We start from the raw sequence: 22,632 nt of genomic DNA on the forward strand, positions 1-22,632 counted from the left end.
GAACAGTCTTTACTTTTCCGTCGGAGGCTTTGATTCGAGGGAGCCGACACTTGATGTAAGTCCTATATTGCATCGTGTCCAAATGCCTCCAAGAACGCTCCGGCGCATAATCATAAACCTTGCAGAACTCTCCGGATCCAGCGTCTTCCAATTGATCCAACACACAAACAACCTGTATGTAGATCTCCTCCTTTGTTAAATCCGAATCTACAGATTCAACTATCCAACCGTCTTCCAGATCAAGCAGCTTTGTGAAAAAATTCTCTGTGAACATCTTTTTGCCTAAAGATACCATTTCCATTAAATTCGTGGTAGAACCAACTATTTTGGAAAAAATATCAGGGTTCTACGAAATATGCTATCAGTACTTTGGCTGATCGGGAACCTTAATTAATTGGGTTATGCTCGATCCAACCTTAAAAAAGTATGGAATCTCCTTCATTCAGACTTGTCGGGAGCTTCTTCACAAGTTTTTCTAGGCCTGGATATTGCAGTTTGATATAATCCAGATCACTCAAAATGAGTCAACCGACACTTCTATCCGATTAAAGCGGAAGGCGCTAGACTGATTAATTTTTCAGTTGTGGAAAAGTCAAAATTACACTTTAATCGAAATGGCATGAAAACCCGATCCGCGTATACAGCAGCGTTGTTCTCCGTGATCCTACTAATTACTGACGGATGTGCGATCAATCCGGTAACAGGAAAAAAGCAGGTAGTCTTAATGTCTGAAGCTCAGGAAATCGGCATGGGTCAGCAATCAGATCCTGAGATTACAGCATTTTTCGGAGTTTATGAGGATCCCGAATTGCAGCAATTCATTACAGAAAAGGGCCTGGAAATGGCGGCCGTCTCACATCGTCCCAAATTGGATTACCATTTCAAGGTAGTCGATTCACCGATCATCAATGCCTTCGCCGTACCGGGAGGATATGTCTATTTTACCCGGGGAATCATGGCTCACTTCAACAATGAGGCAGAGTTTGCGGGAGTTTTGGGACACGAAATCGGCCACGTGACTGCCCGGCATTCTGTGATACAACAGCGCAATCAAATTATCGGACAGCTGGGAATGATCGCAGGGATGGTGTTTATACCGGAGCTGGCAGATTTTGCTGAACCACTTTCGCAGGGGATGCAGATAGCCTTGTTGAGTTTTGGACGCGATGCGGAGCGGCAATCCGATGAATTGGGTGTGGAATATTCTTCCCGAATTGGGTATGACGCTGCGGAAATGGCAGGTTTTTTTAACACCCTCGAAAGGCAGGGAGCAAAACAGGGAGCAAGCGAAATCCCGGAATTTCTTTCCACTCACCCCTCTCCAGGCGAGCGAAATATAACTGTAGCAAAACTGGCGGAGGAATGGAAAAAGAAACTCGATCTGACCAATCCCTCGGTAAACCGGGACGCTTACCTCAGAAGAATTGACGGAATTGTGTTGGGAGAAGATCCTAGACAGGGTTTTCTGGAAAGCAATGTGTTTTATCATCCTGTGCTGAAAATTCAGTTTACCACCCCCCATGACTGGAACTTCCAAAACACGCCTCAGCAAGTTCAGATGGCACCCAAAGCCGGTGATGCTTTGATGTCTTTGACGCTGGCAGGCGGAGGATCGATGGAGGAGATTTCTGGGAAAATTCTGGAGCAATACCAGCTGGAACTGGTGGATTCCAAAAAAGAAACCATCAACGGATTGCCTGCATTCCTTATGGTTGCGGATCAAAAACAAGAGCAAGGTACCATTCGGGTACTCTCTGCGCTGATCGAATTTGGAGGAAATACCTATAGCATTTTAGGTGTGTCCGAACTTTCAAAGTTTGAGCAATATCAGCCTGCTTTCCTATCCACAGTTCGGAATTTTAAGGAATTGAAAGACGCCGAGAAACTCAACAGAAAGCCAGATGTGGTGCGGATCCAAACTATCCCTCAGCGCATGAGCTTGGAAGCCGCACTGACCCATTTCAAAATGCAAAAAGATCGCTTTGAGGAATTGGCAATATTAAACGGGATGCTGTTGTCTGATCAATTGGAAAAGGGAACTTTGATCAAAGTGATTGGGAAATAAAAAACAGAAATATCCGCGATTGTACCACTTCCTTTCAACTCCTCATTCAAGCGACTTCGCCACAGCAGCTATCCCTCCGACGACCGGAAGTATCAATACCGTCCCATCCAGATCGACCGTCAGTTCAGTCCCCGGCTTTGGCAGGATGGTAAACTCCGCATCTGAGGAGAAGATCATCAGGCCGATCTGCTGACCAGCGGCAATGATCTGATCGTCCGGCTGGAGATCAAAGGTCACCTCGTAGAATTTGCCCGGCTCCAGCGGTTCCCCCTTGCGAATGTCTTTGTGGTTTTGCGGGTCTGCCCAGCCACGTGTGATGATGTTGTCGGTGATTTTTGCGTTTCTTCCTTCTGTCCAAGGCAAGGAGACCAACCAGACAGAAAGGTTTGCTGCGGGTTTATTGGAAGCCAGCTTAACTCTGATCTTTGGAATTCCCGAAATATGCACCGCTTCTTTGAGGACAGGACTTAGATAGATCAAGCGATGATCGGTATAGTCAGCTTGTGCAAGTGCGGAACCGGAAAAAGAGTAATTGTCAACCAGCGTCTCCTTGGCACCGGAATTTGCTTTTTCCAAACCCAGCGAACCGGCAGCGGGTGCGCCACCTTTGAGGTGAAAAATTACATTGGAAGCTTGGGGATTTGGGAAGTCAGCATAGGCAGTCGGATTGGTTCGCTCGTCTTGTTCGCGCACAATCCAGGCTTTGGGCTCCTGCTCCACGCCATTTTCCACACCATGCAGATAGCGGGTAAACCAGCGGTTCACCATCGAAAATGGAGGCGGGCCGCCATGGCCGTTTTGATGGTAGAAGATCTGTGATGGAATCCCTTTGGCGCGAGCCGCCTCGTAGATCCGATAGCTGTGCTCAGGCATCACGTTCCAGTCGTTGAACCCGTGTGACATCAGCAAAGCGGCCTTCATGGGTTCCATGTCGTTCAGATAATCTCTTCCAGCCCAAAAGTCATTGTAGTCTCCCGTTGTCCGATCCATGCCCTGCGCCATCTCGGTGTCACGGACGGTTTTGTTAGAGTAAGCTCTTTTGGATTCGTCGCCGCTGTGGATGAAGTCATATAGCACGTCGATATCCTCGCCCAAGTAGCCACCCGGCGAGCGAACGAGACCGTTGGACCGATAATAGTGATAGTAAGAAGTATTGGGCGCAATGGGGATGATTGCTTCCAATCCTTTGACGCCGGTGGTGGCGGCTGCAAGCGGAAGGGTCCCATTGTAGGAGGTTCCGGTCATACCGACTTTGCCGGTCGACCAATAGGCCATTACTTTCTCATTTCCGTCAGGTGTCGTGTAGCCGTTGTCCTTTCCGGTTAGCCATTCGATTACAGCTTTTGGTGCCAAAGATTCGTTGTCACCGCCCACCGTTGGTGAGCCCTGCGAAAGTCCGGTGCCCGGGGAAGAGGAATGCACGACGATGTAGCCGCGCGGAACCCATGCCATGATTTCGTCATTGGAGATGATCGGCCGCTTGCCCCGGCGCACAACCTCAACCTGATTTCGGGGCTTTTCCGCAGCACCCAATTCATGTTTTACGTCCCAGAAGATCGGTGCATTACCTGCTGTCCCTGCATAATAGGGGCTGCTGGCGTAAACTATCGGCAGCTTCAGGCCTTCGGTCTCGGTCTGCTTGGGACGGGTCACGTCGACATGCATCCGGTCTTTTTTGCCGTCCCCGTCTGTATCAAATTCCGTCTCCACCCAAAGGTCGTGTCTGATCCAGTTGGCGGAATCTTTCAACTCAGGTACGATCTGCGCCTCGCCATTCTCAAAGATTGGCTTGACTTGGGCAAGCAATGTCAATGAACAGCTAAAAACAAAAAACGCTAAAAGCGCCGGGAACTTGGAGATCTTCATCGGTGGGTAGAAGTATGGGTTCGGTACTTGATTTCAAGGTTAATATTAGGGCGAAAATCTATTTTCTCTCTCCCTCTTGAATAAAAAAGCGGAAAACCTACGCCAACAGTTTCGGAGCAGGCAACCGGGGATCAGTGGGATAAAGCGGGTTAAAAATCTGGAGGAGATGATGATCCAAGTGATCGACATAATCCCTGATCAGAAATGCCAAATCCGCGGAGTCGCCATTTCCCAAGATGATTGGAAAAGCTAAAGTCAGTTCGGTTTGCATAAGAATTACCTGCTGAATCCGCCGGTTGACCGCCTGCCAAAGGATGGTCAAGTCTCTTGCGGAAGCGGATTGATAGTTGTTTGCCTTTACCAACTCCACCTGCCTATAGGATTGAATTTGGTAAGGTTTGGGTGCAAATTGGATTTCTGTAAACCGCTGGAGATTGTTGATGGCCGAGTCTATCAGATGTCCCAAGATCTCCTTTTTGGACCATTTTTCGGGGGCTGGTTTCCTGCATAAGCTTTCTTCACCAGTTTGGTGGAAATACTTACTTCCCATTGCAATCAATTGTTTCAATTTTTCGGCTTGCTCTTTCATCTGCTACAACATTTTCTTTCAGACTAGTTTTGAGAGTCGCGCACTCCTTTACTTTTTATCAAAATTGGGTCAACCCAATTTTGCAAAAAAAATATTCATCATTTTGATAAATTTGAAAAGCATTTTTCAGTATATTTTAACAATTATCGGGCGATTTTTAATTAGCATCACCTAAGAATCCACCAATAAACGGTTCGTGGGTGGATGCAGCGAAAAAAAATTGAATCCAATTTATTTTCCCTTCCAAAGGATCACATTTTTCCGATCACGCAAGGGTGAGATTTTTACAATTAAAAAAATTATTTAAACTAATTAAAAAGACATGAAGACTCTCTATTCCAGAAGCAACTTGTTTTCAATGCTTCCTCAAAAGACTGTATCCGCTAAATTGATTCTCTCTGCGGCGCTGTTACTGAGCCTCTTTTTACCCTTAGCAGGCTATAGTACGGACTATTACTTTTCCACTAGCATAGGAGATGACAATCGTTCGATTACGGAGGCCCAAAATCCAGCTACTCCATGGAAAACTATCAACAAATTGAACGCGGTAGCCAGTGGACTTAGGGGAGGAGACCGTGTGTTGTTTGCTTCAGGAGAGATCTTCTATGGGACCATCAATATCGTAAAAGGGGGAGATACCGGGAACCCTGTCGTCTACACTTCCTATGGCACCGGGGCACCTGCGATTATTACCTCTTTGGAATCAATCCAAAATTGGAGATCACTTGGCGGAGGTAAGTATGAAGCCTCCCTTCCCAATTTACAAAGCTCGAAGCTCCAAATTGTGGAAGCGGAAAATTTACCCCGGGAAATCGGCAGTTACCCCAATTCAGATACTGGAAACCGATTTTTAGACATTGTCAGTATAAACAGCCCCAACTCTCTTAACGGCCAACCCAATCCTTTTGACTGGACAGGCGGTGAAATAGTCATCAGAAAAAACAACTGGATTATAGACCGACATCCCATCACATCCACTGCTGGAAGCACGATCAATTACGAAACTATAAACACGCCATATGAAGCAAAACCCGGCTACGGTTATTTTATTCAAAACCACGTCGACGCGCTGGATACTTTTGGGGAATGGGCATACAATTCCAGTTTAAAAACTATTACTGTTTTCACCGGATCTGCTGCTCCACTCGCCTCAAAAGTCCAACCGGCAAACCTTGATTATTTGGTAACAAACCAACCTTATGTAAAAAACATTACGTTCACAAACCTGCATTTCAAAGGAAGCAATAAAAGTCTCTTTTATGTGAAGAAATCAGGTAATTTCACGATAGACAACTGTATTCTGGAATCTGCCGGGGAAAACGGAGTTCACATGGAAGAGGTACCCGACCTCTCCATTACCGAAAATACAATAAGAAACAGCTTGAACAGCGGCATATTTGTATTTTATGGCAGCCCCAGAATTACCATCCAAAACAACCTGATCGAGAACACCGGACCTTATCAGGGAATGATGCAATCCAGCGATTTGAACAGCATTGGGGTTTACATCGGCTCTGATTCTGACAATTCTCTGATCGAAAAAAACCGGATCATCAATACGGGATACAATGGAATTCACTTTGGCGGTGACTTTACCATCGTAAGAAACAATCTGATCGATAGATTTTGTGTCTACAAACAAGACGGCGGAGGCATCTATACCAATGCAGACGGTCAAACCACACAAAATAACGAGGGCCGGGAAATTCAGGGTAACATAATCGTCAATGGCATCGGGAACATGGACGGGAACGAGGAAAAGGAACTGTTAGCAAGCGGAATCTACGCCGATGACATGGCAGCAGGGATAAAAATCTATAATAACACAATCCATAAAGTCAGTGCCAACGGGATATTCCTGCACAACAACAACAATCTGGAGCTAACAGAGAATACAATTTATGAAGTTTCTACCCAAATTCTGGCTTCCCATGACGCGATCGGAACTCCCATACGAGATATCACCATTGAAAACAATCAGTTGTCCAGGGTATTTGATGAGGAATTAATCTTGTCTTTCAACACGGATGACTATGACATAGGAGAATTTGGCCAACTGGATAACAATTATTTTTTAGATCCCTACAACACCGATTTCATTTTCCTTTCCAAGGACGCTGGAGATACCCCTACAGGACAAACTCGGAATCTCCAAAGCTGGAGAGAAGCATTTGGTTTCGACTTAAATTCAAACAAACCCCGATTTAACCTTCACCAATATGAAGTCATCACCAGCAGCCCAATCAAATCCAGCACATTTGATTCAAATATTGACATTGTAGCAGGCACCTATGGTGGCGTTTCCTCTTGGATTCCAGACGGGATTACCGGAGGCTCTCTTTCGATCACACCCAATACTGGCGAACATGTGCTCACCTATATTCAAATCGGGGCAGTAGAGGCTGGAGATGAAATCCTGCTTGAGTTTGACTCAAAAAGCCCGGTGGAAAACAAAGAAATCCAGTTGTTTTTAGAAAAAACTTATGACGATAATCAAGAAGGAACTTTAAGATATTTTTCAACAAGTCTGGAACCTGAAAAAATCCAGATCCTGTTTAAAGCCGGAGTTTCTGCATCCAGCGAAAGCATCGTCATAAAGATCAACGAACCTTCTGATCCTGTCATCTTTGACAGTTTGGCAATTTCAAAAGTCGCGACCAAAGAGCTCAATATCTTGGAGTACATGTTTTTCGAATACAACTACTCCGATCAGGAGGTGACCATTCCTCTCCCCGGCCTTTATAGAAACGCCAAGAATGAGTTATTCGATAAACAAGTAACCATCCCGGCTTATGGATCTGCAATGCTGGTAAAGACTAATTTTAATTTAGAGGACCTTCCTCCTTCCCCAATTGAAATTTCGATCATCGATCCTGTCGCAAACGAAATATATTACAGCGGTGACGACGTCCTTATCAACACCGACATTACAGATCCCACGGGTCTGCTCAGCAAAGTTTTTTTCTACCAGGGAGACAGCGTGATCGGCAGGGTCTACGAGGCACCTTTTCAGTACACTTGGCCTACTCCTACACCAGGGAATTTCAATTTAAAGGCGGTAGCGTTCGATTTGATCGGGCGGACTGCAGAGTCAGAAATTGTACCGATTTCCATCCAAATCGGCGGGCCAGTAAACCGCACTCCGACCGTCGAAATCATCTCTCCCTCAGATAATCAGTCGATTGATCTGGGAATTGACATCTTAATCAGCACCTTGCCGAATGATCCCGAGGGGACCCTAGATAGAGTTGAGATTTATGAAGGCAATAATCTTTTGGGCACAGTTACCCAAGCTCCTTTCGAATTACTATGGAGTCCCTCATCCCTCAATAGCTACGATATCCGAGCAGTCGTCTACGACACACAGGGAGCCTCGGGAAATTCAGAGACCATCACCGTAAATATAACAGAACCACCTACTCCAAACTTGCCCCCAAGCATCCAAATCACGGATCCTGTAGAGGATCAAAATCTGTTGTTTGGTCAAGATATCACAATACAGACCGATCCAATAGATCCTGAAAACGACATCGATAGGGTGGAATTCCTCGATGGCACTGATATTATAGGCACCTTGAATTCAGCTCCTTACAATTTTATTTGGTCCAACGCTTCTACCGGCAATCATTCACTTAAAACCATTATCTACGATAATGAAGGTTTAGCGGCGGAATCTGATGCAGTCAACATCAACGTCATTGACACTGCTGATGTTAATTTCCCTCCCATTATTGTTCTTGAAGAACCGATCAGAGAGGCAGTTATAGAAAACGGCGGCCTACTTAAGTTATTAGCATTTGTCGAAGATCCCGAAAACGACATTGACAGAGTTGAATTCTACGTCGGTGACAATCTGATCGGTTCCATTGTAGCTGATCCGTTCGAATTCAATTGGCCCACAGAAGTACCGCTCGGGACCTACCTATTGTACGCAATTGTCTATGACAATAGTGGAAATAGCACAAGATCAAAAAATGTCATCGTCCATGTAATCCCGGAATCGAATGAAAATCTCGCTCCTACGATCTCGATTAGTCAGCCAATCAATGGCAATGACTACAGTTATGGACAGAGCCAGATTATCAAAACGAACCCTTATGATCCGGAAAACAAAATAAGCTCAGTAGAGATATTTGGTGATGGAGTCTCGCTCTCACAAATCCAGGAGGCGCCTTACGACTATGAGTGGACAAACATCCCGATCGGTACCCATCAAATTTACGCTGTCGTTACGGATGATCTAGGTCAAACCGGTATTTCAGAGACCATCGAGTTTACCGTTTCCAACTATCCACCCACTATTTCAATCGTGGAACCAATAGACGGACAGGTGTTTACCGTCGGGCAGGATGTGCTCATCAAAACCAATCCGATTGATCCGGAAAATCAAATCGACCATGTCGAGTTTTTCTACAACGAGCAGATCTTCGCTATTGTGACAGAAGCTCCTTACGAGTTCAATTGGGTAAGTCCTCCCGTAGGAACGTACACGCTGAAGACCAAAGTTTTTGATATTCATGGGTTAACAGCGGAATCATCCAGACCTGTAATTTCGGTCATCGAGGATCTACCGCCAAGCGTTACTCTTACAGCACCGTTGGACGGAGCAGTAGTAGATCTTGGCACGGATGTGATGATCACTACTGAGCCTGTTGATCCCGAAGGTATGATTCAAAAGGTCGAGTTCTACGGCGATGACCTGATTTTGGCTACTATCGGTCAAGCACCATTCCAATTCAATTGGATCGGTCCTCCAGTAGGAACTCACACGATAAAAGCCAAAGTTTTTGATGAAACCGGACAGACGGCGGAGTCTCTGACCGCCACGATTGTGGTCCAGCAAAATCAACCTCCCACTATCTCCATTGTCGAACCTGTCGACGGGCAGGTATACCACCTTGGGGATAACGTCCTGATCAAAACAAATCCAATTGATCCGGAAGGAGAAATTGATCATGTCGAGTTCTTCTACAACGAGCAGATCTTCGCTATTGTAACCGAAGCTCCTTATGAGTACAACTGGATCAATCCTCCAGCTGGAACCTATACTCTGAAAACCAAGGTGTTTGATGCCAAAGAACTCACAGCCGAGTCTGCCAGACCGACTATTTCGGTGATCGAAAACCTCCCTCCGACAGTCATTCTTACAGCACCATTGGACGGAGCGGTAGTCGATCTGGGCGATAACGTGCTAATCACTGCTAACCCCTCTGATCCAGAAGGCATGATTCAAAAGGTCGAGTTCTATTCCAACGATCAAATTTTGGCAACGGTAATGCAGGCTCCATTCGAATTCAACTGGGTTAATCCGCTAGTCGGAACCTATGCGCTGAAAGCCAAAGTATTTGATGAAGTCGGACAAACAGCAGAATCGCTATCAGTGAGCATTACGGTCATTCAAAACCTGCCGCCAAGCGTTACCCTTACAGCACCGTCGGACGGAGCAGTAGTCGATCTGGGCACAGATGTGATGATCACTGCTGAGCCGGCCGATCCCGAAGGCATGATTCAAAAGGTCGAGTTCTACTCCAATGACCAACTTGTGGCCAGCGTGAGTCAGGCTCCTTTCCAATACAATTGGATCAGTCCGCCAGTTGGAACCTACGTGCTGAAAGCTAAAGTCTTTGATGAATCCGGACAGACGGCGGAGTCTCTGACTGCCTCGATTACTGTCCAGGCAAATCAACCTCCGACTATTTCCATTGTCGAGCCTGTCGACGGGCAGGTATTCAATCTGAGTGATAACGTCCTGATCAAAACAAATCCGATTGATCCGGAGGGTGAAATCGACCATGTCGAATTCTTCTACAACGAGCAGATCTTCGCCATTATAACCGAAGCTCCTTATGAGTACAACTGGATCAGTCCTCCGGCCGGAACCTACACACTGAAAACCAAGGTATTTGACGCCAAAGGACTTACTGCCGAGTCCACCAGGCCGATTATTTCGGTGATCGAAAATCTACCTCCAACTATTTCTCTTGTCGAACCGACGGACGGTCAGGAATTCGAAGTTGGTGAAGATGTTGTGATCAGAGCCGAGCCAAGCGATCCTGAGGGTCAAATCCAAAAAGTAGAGCTATTCGCCGATGACGAAGTCCTCGCAACTGTAACACAGGCTCCTTTCGCAGTCAACTGGCCTAGTCCTCTTGCTGGAACGTATGTACTCACAGCCAAAGTTTACGATGGAATTGGACAAACTTCAGAATCCCTGCCGGTGAGCATTGTAATCAATGAAAATCTGCCGCCTTCAATTTCTATAGTAGAGCCAACCGATGGACAGATATTCAATTTGGGAGCCAATGTCCTGATCAAGACCAATCCGATTGATCCGGAAGGTGAAATCGAGCATGTCGAGTTCTTCTATAACGAGCAGATTTTTGCCATCGTCACCGAAGCTCCTTACGAATATAACTGGATCAATCCTCCTGCAGGATCTTACACCTTAAAAACCAAGGTATTTGATTCCAAAGGGCTAACTTCCGAGTCATCGAGGCCCACTATAGAAGTACGGGAAAATCAACCTCCTACGATCAACATTGTGGAACCAATAGATGGGCAGATATTCGAACGTGGAGAGAATATCCTGATCAAAACTCAGCCAAACGATCCTGAAAACAGCATCGAGCACGTGGAGTTCTTCTACAATGAGCAGATTTTCGCCATTGTCACCGAGGCTCCCTATGAGTTCAACTGGATCAATCCTCCTGCAGGAACTTATACGCTGAAAACCAAGGTATTTGATGCCGATGGGCTCACTGCGGAATCAACGAGACCAACTGTCTCTGTAATCGAGCCTAGAGCCGGCGGTTACTCGGCTGAACAACCAAGAGCAACGGCCCATCCTAACCCAACCAACCGATTGGTAAATCTACACCTCTTTAATTTCGACCAAGTCGAAGATATCCGCATCGAGGTGATCGACATGAAGGGAAGGTTAGTGGACACTATTGAAGTGGAGAAAGGCTCCCGTCAAGTCAAACTGGATATTTCTAGCTATGTCCCAGGCATCTACTTGTTCAAGATTCTCGGAGACAACAACGTAGCTGTGATTAAAAAAGTGATTAAGATCTAAAAAGAAGTTGGATTAAATTTGCCAAGGTCAATGCCTTGAAAATTGGAAGATAGATTTTATTTAAGATTCAGTAGTATGTACCCCAGTTGCGGGTACATGCCACTGAATTTCAGGACAAAGTTGTTTCATGACAATCTTTTCAGACTATTCAAACCGCGCAAAATAATCGCCTTGAATCTTCGAATTCATAAAAAGCGATTTCCTCTTAGAGATAACAAAACTCCACCCTCATCACAATTTATCTTAATCAAGGGAAATAATGGATCTATTTAGGGGAAAAGAATAGAACTAAGGATAATCCAAAAACCCTTTTCCGAAAATCCCTTTAGTTGATAGCCTTCAATTGGCCCATAGTTTTGCGCGCCTAGGCAAATGGTATAAAATAATTGAAGGGACCTTTTAGCTTAATTGAGGAAATGGTGACTTTCATACCTCAGATAGTTTTCCATTTGACTACCTTATTTGCAACAATTCCACCCTTTTAATTTTAAGAACAGGTAAGGAAAATTACCATGGTTAATTTCATTAAAATTGCGTCCATTCCCCTCAAGAAAGATATTATGAAAATGCCCTACTTTGATAAGAGGTCGAAATTGTTGCAGTGAGTTTTCTTGGTCTTGGGTGTCACCTTTTTGTCGGGTGTGAGGCTAAAATCGTGTTTTGCTTTCGTTTGTTTTTTTGTCACTGATAGAATTCCGCATAACCTTAAAAATAATCAACAGCTCGACGGATTTGAATGGGCATGAGCATTTTTTACTAAATTTTTGAAATTAACGGAAGTATTTTAAATGCTTGCTAGACAGGATTCCCAACAAAATGAATTTCATCAAATTGATTAAACACCTTCTTCTGCTGGCATTTTTGATTTTTCCACTGGCTGGCTATTGTTCCGATTACTATTTTTCGACCAATAAAGGGGACGACAACCGCTCGATTACAGAGGCTCAAAATCCTGCTACACCATGGAAAACAATCGGCAAATTGAACTCTGTCGGCAGCGGCCTAAAGCCAGGCGACCGGGTGCTGTTCGCTGCAGGGGAAGTTTTCTTTGGTACCATCTATATCGTAAAGGGAGGAGAAATCGGAAACCCAATTATCTACACAACTTACGGAACAGGCGCGCCTGCGATTGTTACCTCATTGGAAGAAATCCGAGCTTGGAAATCACTCGGAGGAGAAAAATATGAAGGCTCTATTCCCAACTTACAGAGCTCAAAGGTTCAAATTGTTGAAGTAGACAATCTTCCACGAGAGATCGGGAGATATCCCAATTCAGAAAGTGACCAGCCGCTTTTGGACATCACCAGCATCAACAATCCCATCTCACTCACCGGTCAGCCCAATAATTCGGATTGGACTGGGGGTGAACTGGTCATTAGAAAGACCAACTGGATCATTGATCGCCACCCCGTCACTTCGACCTCCGGCAGCACCATCTACTACCAACCGATTAATACCCCATACCCCGCAAAAAATGGCTTCGGTTACTTCATTCAGAATCACGTCAATACATTGGATTCCTATGGAGAATGGACATACAATGCCAGCTTAAAAACCATCACCGTTTACACTGGTGCAACCGCACCGACTGCCAACCAAGTTAAACTGGCGACCAAGGATTACTTGGTAACCAATCAACCTTTTACGAAAAACATTTCTTTTGTGAACTTACATTTCAAGGGAAGCAACAAAAGCCATTTCTACGTGAAGAAGTCTGGCAATTTTAAAATAGAAAATTGCATTCTGGAATCTGCCGGTGAAAACGGAATCTTCATGGAAGAGGTACCGGACCTTTCCATAACTGGAAACACAATCAAGAACAGCTTGAGCAATGGCATTTTTATCTTTAACAAAAGCCCCAGAATTACTATCCAAAACAACCTGATTGAAAATTCTATGCCCTTTCAGGGTATGGGGCAATCCAGCGATATGAATGGGATAGGTTTGTATATAGGCTCTGATTCTGATAATTCACTGGTGGAAAAAAACCGCATTATTAACACCGGATACAATGGAATTCACTTTGGAGGAGATTTTACAATCGTAAAAAATAATCTGATTGATCGGTTCTGTATCTATAAACAAGACGGAGGCGGCATTTACACGAACTCCGACCGTCAAACCTATCGAAACAATAAGGGCAGGGAGATACGCAACAATATCATTTTAAACGGGATCGGGAATATTGATGGAAATGAAGAAAGAGTGTATTTAGCCAGCGGTATTTATGCCGATGATATGGCTTCGGGGATCAAGATTTACGGAAACACGATCCACAAAATTAGCGGCTACGGAATTTTCCTCCATAATAACAACAAGCTAGAGCTCGCCGAAAACCTGATTTATAAAGTCCCCGTCCAAATTCGTGCTTCCCACGATCCGATAGGTAGTCCGATCCGGGACATCACCATAGAAAACAATCAACTTTCCAGTGTATTTGATGGTGAATTAGTCCTGTCGCTATCAACCGATGACTATGACATCGCTGAGTTCGGCCAAATAGACAATAATTATTTTTTGGATCCCTTTAACATCGATTTTATTTTCCATTCAAAAGACGCAGGTGATCCCCACTCGGGACAAAATCGCAATCTCCAAAGCTGGAGGGAAGATTTTAGCTACGACTTAAATTCCACCAAAGCTCGTTTTAACCTACTCCCATACGAAATCATCACCCGCAAATCGATCAAATCCAGTGCGTTTGATTCAAAAATCGATCTAGTCGCGGGCACCTATGGCGGAGTATCAGAATTGATTCCGAATGGAATCAAGGGGAGCTCCCTATCTATTAGAGCAAACTCGGGAGAACATGTCCTGGCTTACATTCAAATCGGAGAAGTGAAAGCGGGAGACGAAATCCTCCTTGAGTTTGACTCAAAAAGCACTGTGGAAAACAAAGAAATCCAGTTGTTTCTCGAGAAAACCTTCGACGAAAACCAGGAGGGAGCCATCCGATATTTCTCAACCAATCAGGATTCTAAAAAAACCCAAATCCTGCTTAAAGCCAGAGTTTCTACACCTAGCGAAAGTGTCGTTATCAAAATCAATGAACCTTCAGTTCCTGTCATATTCGACAACTTGACCGTATCAAAAGTCAAGACAAAAGGGTTGAATATAATGGATTACCTATTTTTTGAATATAACTATTCTGATCTAGAAGTGACACTTCCCCTACCCGGCTACTACAAAAATGCAAAGAACGAAATATTCAATCAAGAAGTAACAGTCTCACCCTATGGCTCGGTGTTGTTGCTAAAGGTAATACGGGATGATAACTGATTCTGAAATAAAGCATAACCGGGAATAAGAAAAGCTACTCCAAAAGTCTACAAACCATAATCCCCGATTGGGATCTGTTGCCAGCAAGATACTCGCTCAGCGGCTTTTCGGAAATCTCAACTTTCATCGAACCCGTGCTCGCGTGCATCAGATGGATCCTTCCAGCCTGCTCGACGGCAAACCCAACGTGGACGATATCCAGATTCTTAATCGTAGTCGTGATCGCGATCAGATCGCCGGACTGGATGTTTTGCTCGTGTTTTTGGATTTCCGTTTTGGGGATGAAATAGTAGGTTCTCTTCGCAATTGCAGCTTCATCTACCTTGATGGCTTGGACAAATTCCGGGTTGCTCAACTGGGGATAGAACTTGGGATTTTCCGACATGAAAGTCGGCTGGTTCGGATACAGCGTGCCGCCAATTTCAGCCGTGATATCGGTGACGATTCCTTTTTCCTGATTTTGAAAGATCCAATCGGAGAAGTAATGCAGACGGGAGGAATAATCCTTTCGGACTCCATCCTGATAGCGAAGTTTCTCTAGCTCCTTTTCGTAAGCTTCAAAAGTCAGCTCACCCTGCTTGGCGATTCGGGCCAAAGTCACCACGGTCTCCAAATAGGTCGTGCAGTCCAAACCGGTCAGATTGATGGCCAGCTTTTCGTCTCCGGGCAGCTCCAGCGTTTTCTCGACGTAGGGAGTTCCGATGAAGCTTTTCCCAATCTCCAGCACTAGTTCCTGAATCGACTTTTCGGATAGATCTTTTCCAGAAAGATCGGCAACCACTGCATCGAACCGCTCCCGGCTCTCTAGGGAACAGACGGTCTGAGAAAACCCCAAAAAGGGAAATAGGAAGAAGAAAAGCGTAATTATTCGCATCTGGCTAAAATAATAAGTAGGATTGGAAATGGGTAATTCCACCCAAAATCCACATGAATAGGCATGGCAACAAAATCCGCTTTGGCGGAAGTCCGCACTCAGTTGGATGTGGCAAAACTCAAAGTTGAGTTCCTTTGATCAAAACGACGGATCGGATTGATTGCTCCTTGAGGTGCAAGAATCGTTTTCGTTCCTCGTCCTTCGAGAAATTAACAAAGTCGTCCTCGGAGTCAAATTCGACCAAATGTACTTCATAAGGCCGCTCGACCGTCGCTTCAATTATCGTGTCTTCAGTTGGCCGGATTCGCAGCAAAAGTCTTCCATTATACTTTGAGATGGCAGGAATAGCAATATCCTCAAACTGATGAAAAACGGCCTCCTGTCCTTCTTTGACGTAGATGAGTTGAGTAAAGAAAATCATGGTTTATTGGGTTTAGCTGGAATTGTTAACGGTTCGGAGCTTTATGTTCTGGAACTTTCAAGGCTTGTCTCTTCCGATAAACCGCTCCTTTCCCAGGAGAAAATTTATCGCTCTCAGCACATTTCTGTCTACACTTTCCTCGGTTTTCAAATGTGATAAGTATCTCAAGATCTCCTTTTGTAAGGATGGGCTTAGCGTATTGTACACTCTTTCGGCCTCCTCATTTTCCCTCAGCGCTATTTTGAACTTTGGATGAAAAGGGGTGATGCGCTCCCGTGGGTCAAATTCGATCCCAAATCTCGCCATTTGTCCGACTTCTCGTTCGGCGGATTTTCGCATGGGAGTGTTCAAATACAACCTCCAGTGTCCGCTGTACTTGATCAGCGTCTGCTCAAACCGGTGTCCCTCAATCTCCATCACAACCGGAATTTTGCCCCTGGTTTTCCCCGCCTGTTCGAAGATCGCATCCAGCACTTTCGCAGGGACAAAGACGAAGGGATTGATGCCAATGATCTCTATTTCGGCGCTAAACTCATTCATTCACTATTTTTTTCAAGAGTTCAAAGAATTTCTGTTTTGCCTCGCTCAAATCCAATCGCTATAACGAGATCAAGCTTGAAGGCTATCACTTGGTGGAAACAAAAATATTCACCGTTGCATCGGACCAATCCTTACTCCGTTCATCGTATTTCTCATAGTCAAAGGCATAGGCCCGGTCAATCGTCGAGTTCCAAATGCCCCTCCAAGCATCAGCCACACAGCCCGGCATCACTCCTTTTGCCTGCAGCTGAATGTACTTGCCGGCCGGCACCAGCAAAGATTCCATCTCGGCTGGCACTACAGCGTCGTCACTCACCCTGCAGCCAACGAAATAGGAAAAAGGTCTGGTATAGTCACCTTCATATTCAAAATAGACTGCAAAAATCTCGCTGCTCAGCTTGTCCGGTATCCTCTGTAAAATCTCTTCTTTCTCAAATTTTTGCCAAAGGCTCCCACAGTCAATACCAGACTGTCCGCCCTCATTGGTTGTCTTGTTTTTAAGTTTAAACCCAATTAGCTTGAATTGGGGCATAAAAAATCTGTCCATCGCGCAGTTTATTTACTCAGTAGTTTCGACTTGTTTTTCTTTGTCAAATGCAATTTTAGACTTTGGCCTACAGGCTGAGGTTTTTTTCGCTCAGATTCCGGCCTAGTGAAAGACATATACCGCAAGAGTCACGATGGCAATTCCGACCAGGAGGGTAAGCTTTCCTAAGGGTTCTATCTTTTTCAAATGTCTCTCAGCATCACCTTGGATCGCCTGCCGGGTCCCTCTGCCGATTAAAAAAATCAACACCGCAAGAACAAAAACCAAGGCCAACTTCAGCATCAAGAGCGGATTGCTGGGTAAGGTCTGCCAAAAGGGAATGATCAGATAGACGCCGGACACTACCAAAAGCGCAAGCCCAATATGCCCCATCCGGCTCAAAACCATCGAATGAAGTCTGAATTTGACGGCTTCGGCCGGTTCCATCTTGCTTACCGCCTGGCTCAAAAAACCATGTGCGAAGCTGGTTCCCAGCCCCATGGTTAAGCCTATGAAATGAAGTATCAGCATTATCTCTCTCATGACTATTTTGCTTGGGTTAGATCGTCACCTTTAAATTAGTGGAATTACTCACAATCAGCACCTAGCTCCGAAATTGGGTCAGACAAAAAAAAGTCATATCCGAAGGCAATCATCACCTGTCACAGCCCACGTTGAACCATCGCTCTGATCTTGACTGCTTTCTCAAAATGATCCAATTTGTGGGTCATGATCCACCACTCAGCCACTTCCATCAGGAGTTCCGGATTGTCATTTCTATTGGAGAAAAAGGCGTAAAAAGAAAGTCCTACCTGATCCCCCTTCTTTTCTATCTTCTCGCTGCAGACCGCGATAATCTTTTGGGCTATTGATTCGTTCATGATCTAAACAATTGACTTCAAATAAGTTGTTAAAATTTTTCTATGGAATATCAGCTTCCGCGGTAAATATCTTCCATGAAGAAGATCGAATTCCCATTGAGATCATAGAATCCGAACTCATTGGTTTGCCAAGGTGTATTTTGCCGGAATTCCTCCCTTGTGACAGTCCCACGTCCCACCAATTCATCAAAGATGTGGCTGATGTCTTTGACATAAATGCGAACCACCGATCCGCCCAGCAAGGGATCCTCTGCCGTATTCGCATGCCACTGCAGGTGAATGATCAGATTTTCCCTGAAAAGCACGGCGTACATCCCGTCCGCACGAAATACCTCCAGCCCCATTTTCTCCTGATACCAGCCGATGTCCCGCGCGATGTCTTCTGACGGCAAAACGGGAATGGTGTTAAGTATCTCGGTTTTCATATCAATGGGGGAGCTCAGCCATCACATGAAAGATAAGACAAAACCTCAAGCAGAATCAGGGCGAAAGCAGTCCATTTTGAAATAAGAGCTTGACTCAACCGCCTACAAACAATCAGCATAGCAATCGATAAAATAAACTGGAAATTGTGGAGATAAAAGCTATTTTATCGGTCCCAAAAAAAGCATGGGACCAAATTTTGCGATGAAAGAAGAAAATTTCACCATCCTACTTGCCGACGATGATCCAGATGACCGCATGTTCTTTGAGGACGCGCTGGACGAGCTTCTGATCCGCGCCACATTGCATACTGTCAGCAATGGCGTGGAGCTGATGAAATTTCTTGAAAACAATGCCCACCAGCTCCCGAGCGTCCTTTTCCTCGATCTCAACATGCCCAGCAAGTCGGGTGCTGAGTGTCTTTCGGAGATAAAAAACCATGAAAAATTCAGCCAAGTCCCCATCATCATCTACTCGACATCGGCCAATCCAGACGTCATGGAACTGTTGTATAATATGGGAGCGCAATACTACGTGCGCAAAGAGGGTGATTTTTCCAATTTGAAGTCGGTGATAAGCAAAGCCCTCGCACTTTGCCAGCAAAGCAGCATGACACAACCCCCGCGAAAGAATTTTTTGATCCTGCTATAAGATGGAAAATACAAGAGATCGCAAAGACTTTCAGTTTCTCCCCAAAGGCGGAGAGATGGGGGAACTGATACGGACGCACGACTGGACAAAAACCTCGCTCGGAAGTATTGACACCTGGGAGATCAGCCTCAGGACCACCTTGGGAACGGTGTTGAATTCCGCTTTTCCCATGTTTTTATTTTGGGGTGAAGAACTGCTTTGCTTCTACAACGACGCCTACAGACCGAGTTTGGGGATCGACGGCAAGCACCCTGCAATTGGCAAAAAGGCCGAAGATGTCTGGTCGGACATCTGGGATTTCATCAGCCCACTGATCCGCCAGGTCATGACCACGGCTAAGCCCGTGTCTTTCCAGGATCAGCTGGTCGGATTTTACCGAAACGGCCGGATGGAAGACATCTACTGGACCTTTTGCTACAGTGCAGCGTTCGATGACGGCGGCAAGATAAACGGCATCTTGGTCACCTGCACCGAGACGACCGAGACCGTTTTGACCAAAAGGAAACTGGAAGAAAGCGAACGCAGACTCCGCTCCATGATCGGCCAGGCGCCGGTGTCTATCGGGATATTTCAGGGGAAAGACTACATCACCGAGATCGCCAACGCAAAGGCCCTTGAAATGTGGGGAAGAACCTCGGAAGAAGTGCTCAACAAACCAATCCTGGAAGCAATGCCAGAATTGCAATCCCAGGGCATCAAGGAGCTGCTGGACGAAGTCTATACGACCAACAAGATCTTTCGGGCGGGAGAACTGCCCGTGCAACTGAGAAGAAACGGGAAACTGGAAAATACCTACATCAATTTCAGCTATGAGCCGCTGTACAATGCAGACGGGGAGATCGACGGCATCATGACGGTGGGTGTAGAAGTGACGGATCAGGTGATCACCCGCAAAAAGATCGAGGAAAGCGAGCGGAAGTTCCGGCTGCTGGCAGATTCGATGCCTCAGCACATCTGGATAGCCGATCCGCAAGGCAACATTAATTACTTTAACCAGTCGGTGTACGACTACTCCGGCATGTCGAAGGAGCAAGTGGCTACGGAAGGATGGCTGCAAATCGTCCATCCAGAGGATCGGGAAAACAACATCAGGGAATGGACAAAATCCATATCGACGGGCACGGACTTCCTGCTTGAGCATCGCTTTCGCAAGCACGACGGCACCTATCGCTGGCAGCTCAGCAGGGCAAAACCCCAATGGGATGAGGACGGAAATATCCAAATGTGGGTGGGCACCAGTACTGATATTCAGGAACATAAAAATTTTGCAAACGAACTGGAAAAACAGGTCCGCACCCGCACGGCGGAGCTGGTCCAACTCTATGAGTCTCTGAAGAAAAGCGAGGAGCGCTACCACCTCATGGTAGCGGAAGTACAGGACTACGCGATCATCTACCTGAACCGCGCGGGGATCGTGGAAAACTGGAACATTGGCGCCCAAAAGATCAAAGGCTACGCCGCCCATGAGATTATCGGCAGGAGCTTTTCGAATTTCTACACGGAAGAAGACCAAAACAGTGGCCTTCACCTCAGCCTGCTGAACATGGCCCTGAAAACTGGCAAAGCCTCGCAGGAAGGATGGCGGGTGAAAAAAGACGGGAGCCTCTTTTGGGCCAGCGTCGTCATCACGGCAGTGCACAACGACAAGCGGGAAGTCATCGGCTTCTCCAAGGTCACCCATGACCTGACCGACAAGAAAGAAGCCAGTGATGCACTGAATGCCAAAACCATCGAGCTGGAGGAGAAAAACTCAGAACTCCAGCGGATGAATAAGGAGCTTCAGTCCTTTGCCTACATCTCCAGCCACGACCTGCAGGAGCCACTCCGCAAGATCCAGACTTTCGCATCGCGGATCGTCGAAAAAGAATACGAGAATCTCTCGGACAAGGGCCGGGAACTGTTTAACCGGATGCAGCGCTCAGCCGAGCAGATGCAGGCGCTCATCAATGACCTGCTCGCCTACTCCCGCACCAATACCGCCGAGCACATCTACCAAAAAGTCAATCTTGGTAGCGTCGTCGACAAGATCAAACAGGATCTACAGGAGGAACTGGAGGAAAAGCGGGCTCAGATCACCGTGGAAAATCCCGTGGAAGTCAATGTCATCGACTTCCAGTTTCAGCAACTATTTTACAATCTCATCAGCAACTCAATCAAGTTTTCACATCCTGACAGGCCGCTGCGGATCGGCATCATTACCAATAAACTGAGCGGAGAAAGTCTCTCCACCAGGAACCTCCCGCGTGACCGCGACTACTGGCACATCGCGGTCAGTGATAATGGGATCGGCTTCGAATCCGAATACAGCGAGCGGATCTTCGAGCTCTTCCAGCGCCTGCACGGCAAAAGCGAATTCAAGGGCACCGGTATCGGACTTTCTATTGTCAAGAAGATCGCCGAAAACCACAACGGAATGATCACTGCCACAGGCGAAGCAGGCCAAGGCGCTACGTTTGATATCTATCTACCTGTGGAGCGGCAATTGCCTACTGAAAACAAATTGCGACCAGTCGGCTGAGAAAGCTCAATATCCATCGCCGTTATGACTAAGATCTACCTATTGTTGCTTTCTGTCGGTTTCTTATTGGGAGTTGAAAAAGTGCAAAATGACTTTGGAACCGAATTCATCCTACAAGATGAACTGAGGCCAAATCGGATTCCTGACAAGGAAAATGTTTGGGTGTTTGTACTTGCCGGCCAATCCAATATGGCAGGACGTGGACTGGTCGAACCCGCAGATACGATCCCTGACCCAAGGATCTTCACGATCAACGCGAGCGGGGATATCCTGGTCGCGAAGGAACCTTTGCACTTCTATGAACCGGCATTGACCGGATTGGACTGCGGTTTGTCCTTTGGAAAAGAGCTCCTGAAACACATCCCTGACAGCATCTCTGTGTTGCTGATTCCCACAGCAGTGGGTGGGAGTTCCGTTGCACAGTGGATCAATGACTCGACCTATAGAAATGTATCGCTCCTCTCTAATTTCAGGGAAAAGATCGAAATCGGAAAAGCTCACGGAACCATCAAAGGCATACTTTGGCATCAGGGAGAAACAGATGCATCCACACCGGAGAACATCGAAATCCACGACAGCCAGCTGCAAAGGCTGTTCTCCCTATTTCGAGATGAGGTCAACAACGAAACGCTCCCAATATTGGTTGGAGAGTTGGGCTCCTTCTCGAAAACCCCCGATAGTTGGCAAGCCATCAATTCAGAAATTGCAGCCTATGTCCAAACTGATCCTTTCGCATACCTGATTAAAACAGGTGACCTCAAGCACAAAGGCGACTTCGTTCATTTTGACTCAGAAGGGCAAAGAGAAATGGGGAAAAGATTCGCATTGAAGTTTGCTGAAATCCAAGAATAGAGGCCGCTGAGGGTGAGCGTAGCATGAAGCTGGTTCGCCGCTCAGTCGGGGAAAAATTTGGACAGTTTGAAG

Annotated in this window: 15 protein-coding genes and 1 pseudogene; 6 read left to right on the forward strand and 10 right to left on the reverse strand. The window is 46.0% G+C overall.

Annotation, left to right across the window (positions count from 1 at the left end):
- Nucleotides 1-301: pseudogene (locus G459_RS27770) on the reverse strand (transposase family protein); the annotation flags it as partial.
- Between the two features lie 318 nt (nt 302-619).
- Here G459_RS27770 and G459_RS0116930 point away from each other — a divergent pair.
- Nucleotides 620-2,065, forward strand: coding sequence for a M48 family metalloprotease (locus G459_RS0116930; protein WP_026968709.1), 1,446 nt, complete (start codon nt 620-622; stop codon nt 2,063-2,065).
- 42 nt (nt 2,066-2,107) lie between these two features.
- Here the strand turns inward: G459_RS0116930 and G459_RS0116935 are convergent, their stop codons facing one another.
- Both G459_RS0116935 and G459_RS27775 read right to left on the reverse strand, forming a co-directional pair.
- Nucleotides 2,108-3,931, reverse strand: coding sequence for a Xaa-Pro dipeptidyl-peptidase (locus tag G459_RS0116935; RefSeq protein WP_026968710.1), 1,824 nt, complete (start codon nt 3,929-3,931; stop codon nt 2,108-2,110).
- Nucleotides 3,932-4,028: 97 nt separating this feature from the next.
- Entirely contained in the window at nt 4,029-4,520 is a 492-nt protein-coding gene (locus tag G459_RS27775; protein WP_051315274.1) for a DinB family protein, read from the reverse strand.
- Between the two features lie 322 nt (nt 4,521-4,842).
- Between G459_RS27775 and G459_RS0116945 the strand changes: the two genes are divergently transcribed.
- Together G459_RS0116945 and G459_RS0116955 are read left to right on the forward strand one after the other, a co-directional pair.
- Nucleotides 4,843-11,595, forward strand: a complete 6,753-nt coding sequence (locus G459_RS0116945) for an Ig-like domain-containing protein (RefSeq protein ID WP_026968711.1) — start codon at nt 4,843-4,845, stop codon at nt 11,593-11,595.
- Nucleotides 11,596-12,411: 816 nt separating this feature from the next.
- Nucleotides 12,412-14,874, forward strand: coding sequence for a right-handed parallel beta-helix repeat-containing protein (locus tag G459_RS0116955; protein WP_026968712.1), 2,463 nt, complete (start codon nt 12,412-12,414; stop codon nt 14,872-14,874).
- Nucleotides 14,875-14,908: 34 nt separating this feature from the next.
- Here G459_RS0116955 and G459_RS0116960 read toward each other — a convergent pair whose 3' ends face one another.
- The 7 genes from G459_RS0116960 to G459_RS0116990 all read right to left on the reverse strand — a co-directional run bounded on the left by G459_RS0116960 (nt 14,909) and on the right by G459_RS0116990 (nt 18,541).
- Nucleotides 14,909-15,748 carry an N-acetylmuramoyl-L-alanine amidase-like domain-containing protein gene (locus tag G459_RS0116960; RefSeq protein ID WP_026968713.1) on the reverse strand — a complete coding sequence of 280 codons (840 nt, stop codon included), beginning with the start codon at nt 15,746-15,748 and terminating at the stop codon, nt 14,909-14,911.
- 118 nt (nt 15,749-15,866) lie between these two features.
- Nucleotides 15,867-16,169: a DUF1330 domain-containing protein gene (locus tag G459_RS0116965; protein WP_026968714.1), complete on the reverse strand. Its 303-nt coding sequence runs from the start codon at nt 16,167-16,169 to the stop codon at nt 15,867-15,869.
- Nucleotides 16,170-16,226: 57 nt separating this feature from the next.
- The gene (locus tag G459_RS0116970; protein WP_026968715.1) at nt 16,227-16,709 is read right to left on the reverse strand and encodes a YdeI/OmpD-associated family protein; all 483 of its coding nucleotides are present in this window, start codon (nt 16,707-16,709) and stop codon (nt 16,227-16,229) included.
- A gap of 85 nt (nt 16,710-16,794) precedes the next feature.
- Nucleotides 16,795-17,256 (reverse strand): GyrI-like domain-containing protein, encoded by a 462-nt coding sequence (locus tag G459_RS0116975; protein ID WP_026968716.1) that lies wholly within the window; start codon nt 17,254-17,256, stop codon nt 16,795-16,797.
- Nucleotides 17,257-17,358: 102 nt separating this feature from the next.
- On the reverse strand, nt 17,359-17,778 hold the full coding sequence (locus G459_RS0116980) for a CopD family protein (protein ID WP_157373368.1): 420 nt from the start codon (nt 17,776-17,778) through the stop codon (nt 17,359-17,361).
- Nucleotides 17,779-17,897: 119 nt separating this feature from the next.
- Entirely contained in the window at nt 17,898-18,116 is a 219-nt protein-coding gene (locus G459_RS0116985) for a DUF6500 family protein (protein WP_026968718.1), read from the reverse strand.
- Between the two features lie 50 nt (nt 18,117-18,166).
- Nucleotides 18,167-18,541 (reverse strand): glyoxalase/bleomycin resistance/extradiol dioxygenase family protein, encoded by a 375-nt coding sequence (locus G459_RS0116990; protein ID WP_026968719.1) that lies wholly within the window; start codon nt 18,539-18,541, stop codon nt 18,167-18,169.
- Between the two features lie 202 nt (nt 18,542-18,743).
- Here G459_RS0116990 and G459_RS0116995 point away from each other — a divergent pair, with 202 nt between their 5' ends.
- Genes G459_RS0116995 through G459_RS0117005 form a run of 3 tightly spaced genes read left to right on the forward strand, consistent with a single transcriptional unit; the run spans nt 18,744 to nt 22,560 of the window.
- Complete coding sequence (locus G459_RS0116995) at nt 18,744-19,190, forward strand: response regulator (RefSeq protein ID WP_026968720.1); 447 nt, start codon at nt 18,744-18,746, stop codon at nt 19,188-19,190.
- Between the two features lies 1 nt (nt 19,191).
- Nucleotides 19,192-21,708 carry a PAS domain-containing sensor histidine kinase gene (locus tag G459_RS27780; RefSeq protein ID WP_051315276.1) on the forward strand — a complete coding sequence of 839 codons (2,517 nt, stop codon included), beginning with the start codon at nt 19,192-19,194 and terminating at the stop codon, nt 21,706-21,708.
- Nucleotides 21,709-21,732: 24 nt separating this feature from the next.
- Entirely contained in the window at nt 21,733-22,560 is an 828-nt protein-coding gene (locus G459_RS0117005) for a sialate O-acetylesterase (RefSeq protein WP_026968721.1), read from the forward strand.
- Nucleotides 22,561-22,632: the final 72 nt, after the last annotated feature.

Source organism: Algoriphagus terrigena DSM 22685, assembly GCF_000429445.1.
GTDB classification, from domain to species: Bacteria; Bacteroidota; Bacteroidia; order Cytophagales; family Cyclobacteriaceae; genus Algoriphagus; species Algoriphagus terrigena.

Coding starts and splice junctions, on each gene's coding strand:
- G459_RS0116965 (WP_026968714.1), bottom strand. CDS start 16,169: ATGATTTTCTTTACTCAACTCATCTACGTCAAAGAAGGACAGGAGGCC.
- G459_RS0116970 (WP_026968715.1), bottom strand. CDS start 16,709: ATGAATGAGTTTAGCGCCGAAATAGAGATCATTGGCATCAATCCCTTC.
- G459_RS0116980 (WP_157373368.1), bottom strand. CDS start 17,778: ATGAGAGAGATAATGCTGATACTTCATTTCATAGGCTTAACCATGGGG.
- G459_RS0116930 (WP_026968709.1), top strand. CDS start 620: ATGAAAACCCGATCCGCGTATACAGCAGCGTTGTTCTCCGTGATCCTA.
- G459_RS27780 (WP_051315276.1), top strand. CDS start 19,192: ATGGAAAATACAAGAGATCGCAAAGACTTTCAGTTTCTCCCCAAAGGC.
- G459_RS0116995 (WP_026968720.1), top strand. CDS start 18,744: ATGAAAGAAGAAAATTTCACCATCCTACTTGCCGACGATGATCCAGAT.
- G459_RS0117005 (WP_026968721.1), top strand. CDS start 21,733: ATGACTAAGATCTACCTATTGTTGCTTTCTGTCGGTTTCTTATTGGGA.
- G459_RS0116955 (WP_026968712.1), top strand. CDS start 12,412: ATGAATTTCATCAAATTGATTAAACACCTTCTTCTGCTGGCATTTTTG.
- G459_RS0116975 (WP_026968716.1), bottom strand. CDS start 17,256: ATGGACAGATTTTTTATGCCCCAATTCAAGCTAATTGGGTTTAAACTT.
- G459_RS27775 (WP_051315274.1), bottom strand. CDS start 4,520: ATGAAAGAGCAAGCCGAAAAATTGAAACAATTGATTGCAATGGGAAGT.
- G459_RS0116960 (WP_026968713.1), bottom strand. CDS start 15,748: ATGCGAATAATTACGCTTTTCTTCTTCCTATTTCCCTTTTTGGGGTTT.
- G459_RS0116945 (WP_026968711.1), top strand. CDS start 4,843: ATGAAGACTCTCTATTCCAGAAGCAACTTGTTTTCAATGCTTCCTCAA.
- G459_RS0116935 (WP_026968710.1), bottom strand. CDS start 3,931: ATGAAGATCTCCAAGTTCCCGGCGCTTTTAGCGTTTTTTGTTTTTAGC.
- G459_RS0116985 (WP_026968718.1), bottom strand. CDS start 18,116: ATGAACGAATCAATAGCCCAAAAGATTATCGCGGTCTGCAGCGAGAAG.
- G459_RS0116990 (WP_026968719.1), bottom strand. CDS start 18,541: ATGAAAACCGAGATACTTAACACCATTCCCGTTTTGCCGTCAGAAGAC.